We start from the raw sequence: 7,482 nt of genomic DNA on the forward strand, positions 1-7,482 counted from the left end.
TCCGATGGGGGCGGGTTCTCGGGCGGCGGCGGCTCGTCCGGCGGCGGAGGAGCCTCGGGTGATTGGTAGCCCCCTGCTCACGCCGGATGCCTGCGCACGGATCGAGCGAGCCGTCGGCCGCGCGGAGGCCGGCACCGCCGGCGAGATCGTGGTGATGGTGGCGGCCCGGGCCGGGCAGTACCGCTCGGTCGCGCACGTCGCGGCCCTCGTCGCCGGCCTGATCCTGCCCTGGCCGCTGCTGGTGCTGACCAGCTGCAGCACCGGAGCGATCCTGCTCGCGCAAGCCGCCCTCGTGGCGGTCCTCCTCGCGGCGGGCCTGTCGGAGCGGCTGCGCGTCGCCCTGACGCCGCGTCGTGTCCGGCGCTCGCGGGCTCGCGACGCCGCCCGTCGGGCGTTCTGGTCACGCGGGCTGGGGCGCACCCGCGGACGGACCGGGATCCTGCTCTACCTGTCGCTGGCCGAGCATCATGCCGAGATCGTCGCCGACCAGGGCATCCTGGATCGCGTCGGCGCGGAGCACTGGACCGCGACGCTCGCCGACCTCACCACCGCCTTGCGCGAGGGCGAGGCGGAAGCCGGGCTTCTGCGCGCGGTCGAACGCATGGGAGCGGAGCTTGCGCGTCACGTGCCGGCCGGCCGCGGCGACCCGGACGAGCTGCCGAATCACGTCATCGTCGTGGAATAGGACCGCAGCGGTCCGGACGATGGCGGGAGACGCTCCCCGCACCGCGACGGAGGCGATCGCCCGGCCGGGATACCGGAAGCGGATATCCGCTCACCCCCTCACCGTAAGAGTTGTGGGGATGAGAATCGATGGCTCGGGCCGGTCCTAGCCGCCGGTGACGCTCATGTGGCGCGGCACCGCGGCCGGGCGCTGGCGCTCGATAACGAAGTCGTGCCCCTTAGGCTTGCGCGAGATCGCCTCGACCACGGCCGCCGTCACGAGCGCGTCGTCCGGCGAGGCGCGCAAGGCCGCACGGAGGTCGGCGGCGTCCTCCTGGCCGAGGCACATGTAGAGCTTGCCGGTGCAGGTCAGGCGCACACGGTTGCAGCTCTCGCAGAAATTGTGGGTCAGCGGCGTGATGAAGCCGAGGCGCCCGCCGGTCTCCTCGACGCGGACGTAGCGGGCCGGGCCGCCGGTGCGGTCGGGCAGCGGCGTCATCGTGTAGCGGTGCTCGAGACGCGCGCGGGCGACCGAGAGCGGCAGGAACTGGTCGGTGCGGTCGCCGTCGACCTCGCCCAGCGGCATCACCTCGATCAGCGTCATGTCCATGCCGAGGCCGTGGGCCCAGGCGATCATGTCGGCGATCTCGTCCTCGTTGACGCCCTTCAGCGCCACCGCGTTGATCTTCACCTTGATGCCGGCGGCCCGCGCCGCCGCGATGCCGTCGAGCACCACGGGCAGGTCGCCGCGGCGGGTGATCGCGCGGAACTTCTCCGGGTCGAGGGTATCGAGCGAGACGTTGACCCGGCGGATGCCGAGCTCGGCGAGCTCGGCCGCGAAGCGCCCGAGCTGGGTGCCGTTGGTGGTGAGCGTCAGCTCGTCCAGCGCACCGGTGCCGAGATGGCGGGACAGGCGGCGGAACAGGTGCATGATGTCGCGACGCACCAGCGGCTCGCCGCCGGTGATCCGCAGCTTGCGCACGCCGCGATCGATGAACACCCCGCAGAGCCGGTCGAGCTCTTCCAGCGTGAGCAGGTCGCGCTTGGGCAGAAAGTTCATCTCCTCCGACATGCAGTAGACGCAGCGCAGGTCGCAGCGGTCGGTCACGGAGATGCGCAGGTAGGTGATCGCCCGCTGGAACGGGTCGATCAGCGGCGCCGGCTGAACGTGGCTTTGATGGCCCATGCGGGACTCTGAAGGCGGCGATGCAGTTTCCGCGCGGCGATCGGATGACGAACCTAGCATGGATGCGCATATGATGGGACGCAGGCCCGTGGGCAAGCGCGTGCAGGGACGCAGACGCGCCGCCGGCCTCAGAAGTTGCAGGGGAGTTCGACCGTGACCGAGGAACGCTGGCCGACCGAGATCCGGCTTTCGGGAGACAAGCGCGTGCTCAACATCGCCTTCGACGATGGTGGGCGCTACGCGCTGCCGGCGGAGTATCTGCGGGTGTCGAGCCCGTCGGCCGAGGTGCAGGGCCACTCGCCGGCCGAGCGCAAGGTGATCGGCGGCAAGCGCGCGGTCGCGATCCTCGAGATCCAGCCGGTCGGAAACTACGCGGTCAAGCTCGGCTTCGACGACATGCACGACACCGGCATCTTCGGCTGGGGCTACCTGCACGAGCTCGGCCGCGAGTACGACGCCCGCTGGTCGACCTACCTCAGCGAGCTGGCCGAGCGCGGCCTGGACCGGGAGACCGCGAAGGTCGCCCCGATCAAGGGGGGCTCCCCCAAGGACGCCGGCGCGAAGGGCGGATGCGGCGGCGGCGGGTGCGGCTGCCATTGAAACCCGCCAGCGAAACGAGAAAGGCCGGCGTCTCCGCCGGCCTTTCTCGTTCTGCAACCGTCCCGTTCCGGACCGGCGATCGGCCGATCAGCGCTGGACGATGACCTTCGTGCCGACCTTGGCGCGGGTGTAGAGGTCGATCACGTCCTCGTTGGCCATGCGGATGCAGCCCGAGGACACGGCGGTGCCGATGGTCTCCGGCTCGTTCGAGCCGTGGATGCGGTAGATCGAGCCGCCGAGATACATCGCGCGGGCGCCGAGCGGGTTCTCGATGCCGCCCTTCATGAAGCGCGGCAGGTCGGGGCGGCGGCGCAGCATGGTCGCCGGCGGGCGCCAATCCGGCCATTCCTTCTTCATCGTGATGTTCTGCACGCCGCCCCAGGTGAAGCCGGGACGGCCGACGCCGACGCCGTAGCGCAGAGCCTCGCCGTTGCCGAGGATGTAGTACAGGCGGCGCTCGGCCGTGGAGACGACGATGGTGCCGGCCGAGTACGGGCCGTTATAGGCCACGGTCTCGCGCGGAACCGCCGACATCTGCGGCACGGCGGAGGCCATCGGGTCGGCTGCGTTGAGCGAAGCGTTGGCCGTCGGGACCGCCACGGCCTGGACCGCCTGCGGGCGCACGCGCACCGACAGCGCGTTGTCCAGCGGCTGACGGGTCAACGGGTCGATCTCGTAGGCGAGTGCAGGCGCCGCCCAGGCGGCAGCCGCACAGACGAGCCCGATCAGGGCGAAGTTACGACGCATCAAGGCCTCTCAAAAGGCAGGCGAAAGTTGTGGAGAACGCGGTGGACGACGCTTCGGCACGATGCCGTGCCAAGTCTCGCCAAGGGGTAAACGAGCGCGGCCCAAAGCCAAGCCTGAAACCGCGCCGCACCATGGTTCGCGTCGCGCCGTGACACGGTGGCAACACTGTGGCAGCTTTGCCGTATCGAAGCGAGAATGTGGCCGGGTCGCGCGCTGTGGATAACGAACGCTGAAACATCTTTTGCCGGCAGCTGCCGAATACGGCGACGGTGCGGCGGGATCGAGATGAGGACCTGCCGCGACGTGACGCGAACCGATCGTCATCCGGTCGAGCGCTGTCCTGGCCGCGACATCGCGCGGGCTTTGTAGTCTATTCGGCGCCATGCCCCGATACGGATGCCTGCCGCACCGGATAGGAGATCTTCGCCCGTATCCTGAGACCACGGGCCACCTTCCGAAGCGCGTTCCTCAAGATCGAGGACGCGCTTTTTCCTTTTCGGGAGGTCGATGCTTGGCTCAGCGCGGCTCGACCAGCACCGGCAGGCCGCCCTTCGGCTGCAGGCTGATCGCGCCGAACGGCACCACCGGCGCGTCGGAGGCGAGGCGGAAGCGGAAGCGGCGCCCGAGCACGGCGATCACGACCAGCATCTGCGTCAGCGCGAAGGATGCCCCGACGCAGACCCGCGGGCCGGTCGCGAACGGCAGGTAGGCGAGCCGCGGGCGGCCGACGCCGTTGCCTTCCGTGAAGCGCTCGGGATCGAACAGGTCGGGATCGCGCCAGAGCTTTCGGTGCCGGTGCACGATCCACGGCATCACGGCGATGATCGCACCGCGCCGGATCCGGTGGCCGCCGACGACGTCTCGCGCCGCGGCCTGCCGCAGGATGGCGGGGATCGGCGGATACAGCCGCATCACCTCGTCGAGCACGCGGCGGGTATAGGGCAGCTTGTCCAGGGCGTCGGGGGTCGCGACGCCGTCGGGCATCGCCGCGTCGAGCTCGGCATGGAAGCGGGCCTCGACGGCGGGATGCAGGGCGAGGAGGTACCAGATCCAGGTCAGCGCTCGCACGGAGGCCGCGCCGCCGGCGATCAGGCTCGCGGCCTCGTCGCGCACCTCCGCATCCGGCAGGCCTTCGCCGGTCTGCCGGTCGCGCCCGTGGGCGAGGCGCCACAGCAGGTCGTGCGGGCCGGCGTAGTCCGGCCCTCGCCGTGCGGCGATCATCGCGTGCAGGTCGGCGTCGAGCAGCGGCAGGGCCGGGTCGCGGCGGCGGTGGACGAGGCGGTCCGCGAGCCAAGGCGGCTTCGGGATCAGGTCGATCAGCCGCGGCTTGTGCGGCACCTTCGAAAGCCAGCGCAGGATCGGCAACCCGGCGGGATCGCCGCCGGTGACCACCTGGTTCCACAGCAGCGTCGAGAGGCTTCCGACCGAGCGCTCGATATCGACCGGCGCGGTCGAGCCCTCGGCCGCGACCGCGTCGGCGATGCGGCCGGCCAGTTCCAGCATCGCCGGGATGTCGGGACGGATCGAGCGCGGATCGATCGTCGGCGTCGCGACGCGGCGGTGCCGCCGCCAGACCTCGCCCTCGCTCGCCAGGGTGCCGGTGCGCAGATCGGTCTCGAACAGGCGGCGGATCGAGGTCACGCGGGGATAGTTGTCGAACCGGTCGATCAGCACGTGACGGATCGCGTCAGGATCGCTGACGAAGAGGACCTGCTGGCTCCAGTAGTTGCGCGGGACGATCAGGCGCTCGAACAGCTCGGCGTCGCAGGCCGCGAGCGAGTTGGTCGCGGCGGTCCTCAGGAAGGTCCAGGTCGGCAGCCGCCGGGCCGGACGCGGCGGCATGCCGGGAATCGGCGGATCGCCGGCCGCCGAAGCCGCCCGTTCCGCCACGTCGTCCGATACGCCGACCGCCATGGAACCCCGACCCGATTTCCGGGCCGGATGCTGCCGGACCGCCTCGCCTCGCCACGAGACGGCCCTCCCATGCCGATCCGAAGGTCGCGGCACAAGGCCTGATGCCGCGAGGCACCTACCGGTCCGGGTGTTCCGGTCAGGCGGCGTCGAGGCCGAGATCGATGATCGCGGCGCTGTGGGTGATCCAGCCGCAGGAGATCAGGTCGACCCCCGACGCAGCCACCGCGCCGATGGTCGCCGAGGTGATCCGGCCCGAGGCTTCTGCCAGCGCACGCCCGTCGATCATCGCCACCGCCCGGGTGAGCTGCTCCGGATTCATGTTGTCGAGGAGCACCGCGTCGGCGCCGACCGAAAGCGCCTCCTGCAGCTGGTCGAGCGTGTCGACCTCGACCTCGATCTTGACGAGGTGCCCCGCCCGGGCGCGCGCCCGCTCGATCGCCGGGACGATGCCGCCGGCGACCGCCACGTGGTTGTCCTTGATCAGCACCGCGTCGTCGAGGCCGAAGCGGTGGTTCGAGCCGCCGCCGGCGCGCACCGCGTGCTTCTCCAGCGCGCGCAGGCCCGGCGTTGTCTTGCGGGTACAGACGATCGAGGCCTTGCCGTGCGGCCGCGCCGCCTCGACGAGCCCTGCCGTGGCGGTCGCGACGCCCGACATCCGGCAGAGCAGGTTCAGCGCGACGCGCTCGGCGGTGAGGATCGCGCGGGCCGGCCCCGACAGCCGGATCACCACGTCGCCGGGCGCGACGCGGGCGCCATCGCCGCGCTCGACCACGGCCCGCACCGCCGGATCGATCAGGGCGAAGGCGATCACCGCGGCGTCGACGCCGGAGATCACGCCGTCCTGGCGGGCGGCGATGACGCCGTCCAGGCGTGCGTCCGGCGGCACGATCGCATCGGTGGTGATGTCGCCGGCGCGGCCCAGATCCTCGAGCAGCGCGGCGCGGACGATCGGCTCCACGAGGAGCCGCGGCAGGGGCAGGATATCGCTCATCGGGCCAACGCCTCGTCGGTTCGCGCGGGTTCGGATGGGGCCGCGCCAGGGCTGCGCAGCGTCGCCTCGGTGTGCCGGGCCGGCGCGGCGTGCGGATGGTCGCTGCGCCAGTGGCCGCCGCGGCTCTCGCAGCGCCCGAGTGCCGCCTGCGCCATCATCCGGGCAGTGAGCGCGGCGTCGCAGCCCGTTTCGGCCAAGCGCGACAGGCCGTCGACGGCGATCTGCAGGCCGGCCGCGTCGCGGACCACGCCGACATGGCGCTCCATGATCGCCCGGATCGCCGGTAGGTCGCTCGATGCGCGCGCGGTGCAGATCTCGGGCAGGACGGCGGCCGGAGGCATCGCGTCGAAGGCGTCGGCGATGAAGCCGGAGAAGGCCAGCGCCTCGAGCAGCGAGTTGCTGGCGAGCCGGTTCGCGCCGTGCAGGCCGGTCGAGGCGACCTCGCCGTTGGCGTAGAGGCCGGGAACGCTCGACGCGCCGGTGCCGTCCACCCGGATGCCGCCCATGTGGTAGTGCGCCGCCGGCCGCACCGGGATCGCCTGCCGCGCCGGATCGATGCCGACCGTCGCGCACAGGCCCGCGACGGTCGGGAAGCGCGTCGGCATCGAAGCGCCGAGCGCCCCGCGGGTGTCGAGGTAGACCGTGCGGCCCCGCGCCAGGGCCTGGAAGATGCCGCGGGCGACGACGTCGCGCGGGGCGAGGTCGCCGCCGGCGATGCCGGCCATCACGGCGGCGCCGGTCTCGTCGACGAGCCGGGCGCCCTCCCCCCGCAGCGCCTCGGTGGCGAGCGGCATCGGGTCGGCGCCGACGGCGATCGCCGTCGGGTGGAACTGCACGAATTCGAGGTCGCGCATCACCGCGCCGGCCCGGGCCGCCAGCGCGAGGCCGCGGCCGGTGGCGCCGCGCGGGTTCGTGGTCGAGGCGTAGAGCGCGCCGACCCCGCCCGTGGCGAGCACGACGGCGCGGGCACGGATGCGGAAGCGCGCGCCGTCGCGCTCGCACACGACGCCGGCCGCCGCCCCGTTCTCGTCCTGAAGCAGGTCGTGGACCGAGGCGGTCACCACCTCGATGGACGGCGTCGCGAACACCGCACGCACCAGCGTCTCGAGGACGCGCGCGCCGGTGGAGTCGCCGCCCGCCCGCACGATCCGGCGGCGGCCGTGAGCCGCCTCCAGGCCGAGCGCCAAAGCACCGTCGGCGTCGCGGTCGAACGGCGCGCCGAGCGAGACCAGCCAGTCGATCAGCCGGGGGCCTTCCGCGGCCACCCGCAGGGCGACCGCAGGATCGGTGAGGCCGGCACCTGCAGCCTCGGTGTCGGCGGCATGGAGCGACGGGGCGTCGTCGGCGCCGATCGCGGCGGCGATGCCGCCCTGCGCCCAGC

At 72.2% G+C, this 7,482-nt stretch carries 7 protein-coding genes; 2 read left to right on the forward strand and 5 right to left on the reverse strand.

The window, feature by feature from the left end; genetic code table 11:
• Window positions 1-4: 4 nt before the first annotated feature.
• Window positions 5-685, forward strand: coding sequence for a TPM domain-containing protein (locus FV230_RS21440; RefSeq protein ID WP_147843845.1), 681 nt, complete (start codon window positions 5-7; stop codon window positions 683-685).
• A gap of 144 nt (window positions 686-829) precedes the next feature.
• Here FV230_RS21440 and moaA read toward each other — a convergent pair whose 3' ends face one another.
• Complete coding sequence (gene moaA / locus FV230_RS21445; RefSeq protein ID WP_147843840.1) at window positions 830-1,849, reverse strand: GTP 3',8-cyclase MoaA; 1,020 nt, start codon at window positions 1,847-1,849, stop codon at window positions 830-832.
• 153 nt (window positions 1,850-2,002) lie between these two features.
• Here moaA and FV230_RS21450 point away from each other — a divergent pair, with 153 nt between their 5' ends.
• Window positions 2,003-2,449: a DUF971 domain-containing protein gene (locus FV230_RS21450; protein WP_147728341.1), complete on the forward strand. Its 447-nt coding sequence runs from the start codon at window positions 2,003-2,005 to the stop codon at window positions 2,447-2,449.
• A gap of 87 nt (window positions 2,450-2,536) precedes the next feature.
• Here FV230_RS21450 and FV230_RS21455 read toward each other — a convergent pair whose 3' ends face one another.
• The 4 genes from FV230_RS21455 to FV230_RS21470 all read right to left on the reverse strand — a co-directional run.
• A complete protein-coding gene (locus FV230_RS21455) occupies window positions 2,537-3,196 on the reverse strand; it encodes a L,D-transpeptidase (protein ID WP_147843841.1) in 660 nt (219 codons plus the stop codon).
• Between the two features lie 516 nt (window positions 3,197-3,712).
• Window positions 3,713-5,110: a cytochrome P450 gene (locus FV230_RS21460; protein ID WP_147843842.1), complete on the reverse strand. Its 1,398-nt coding sequence runs from the start codon at window positions 5,108-5,110 to the stop codon at window positions 3,713-3,715.
• A gap of 136 nt (window positions 5,111-5,246) precedes the next feature.
• Window positions 5,247-6,101 carry a carboxylating nicotinate-nucleotide diphosphorylase gene (gene nadC, locus FV230_RS21465; protein ID WP_147843843.1) on the reverse strand — a complete coding sequence of 285 codons (855 nt, stop codon included), beginning with the start codon at window positions 6,099-6,101 and terminating at the stop codon, window positions 5,247-5,249.
• On the reverse strand, window positions 6,098-7,482 hold a 1,385-nt coding region (locus tag FV230_RS21470), incomplete at its 5' end, for an L-aspartate oxidase (protein ID WP_147843844.1). The genes nadC and FV230_RS21470, both read right to left, overlap by 4 nt.

Source organism: Methylobacterium sp. WL6, assembly GCF_008040095.1.
Classification (GTDB): domain Bacteria; phylum Pseudomonadota; class Alphaproteobacteria; order Rhizobiales; family Beijerinckiaceae; genus Methylobacterium.

Excerpts from the sequence above, each read along its gene's own strand:
- FV230_RS21460 (WP_147843842.1), bottom strand. The coding sequence starts at position 5,110 with ATGGCGGTCGGCGTATCGGACGACGTGGCGGAACGGGCGGCTTCGGCG.
- FV230_RS21455 (WP_147843841.1), bottom strand. The coding sequence starts at position 3,196 with ATGCGTCGTAACTTCGCCCTGATCGGGCTCGTCTGTGCGGCTGCCGCC.
- nadC (WP_147843843.1), bottom strand. The coding sequence starts at position 6,101 with ATGAGCGATATCCTGCCCCTGCCGCGGCTCCTCGTGGAGCCGATCGTC.
- FV230_RS21440 (WP_147843845.1), top strand. The coding sequence starts at position 5 with ATGGGGGCGGGTTCTCGGGCGGCGGCGGCTCGTCCGGCGGCGGAGGAG.
- moaA (WP_147843840.1), bottom strand. The coding sequence starts at position 1,849 with ATGGGCCATCAAAGCCACGTTCAGCCGGCGCCGCTGATCGACCCGTTC.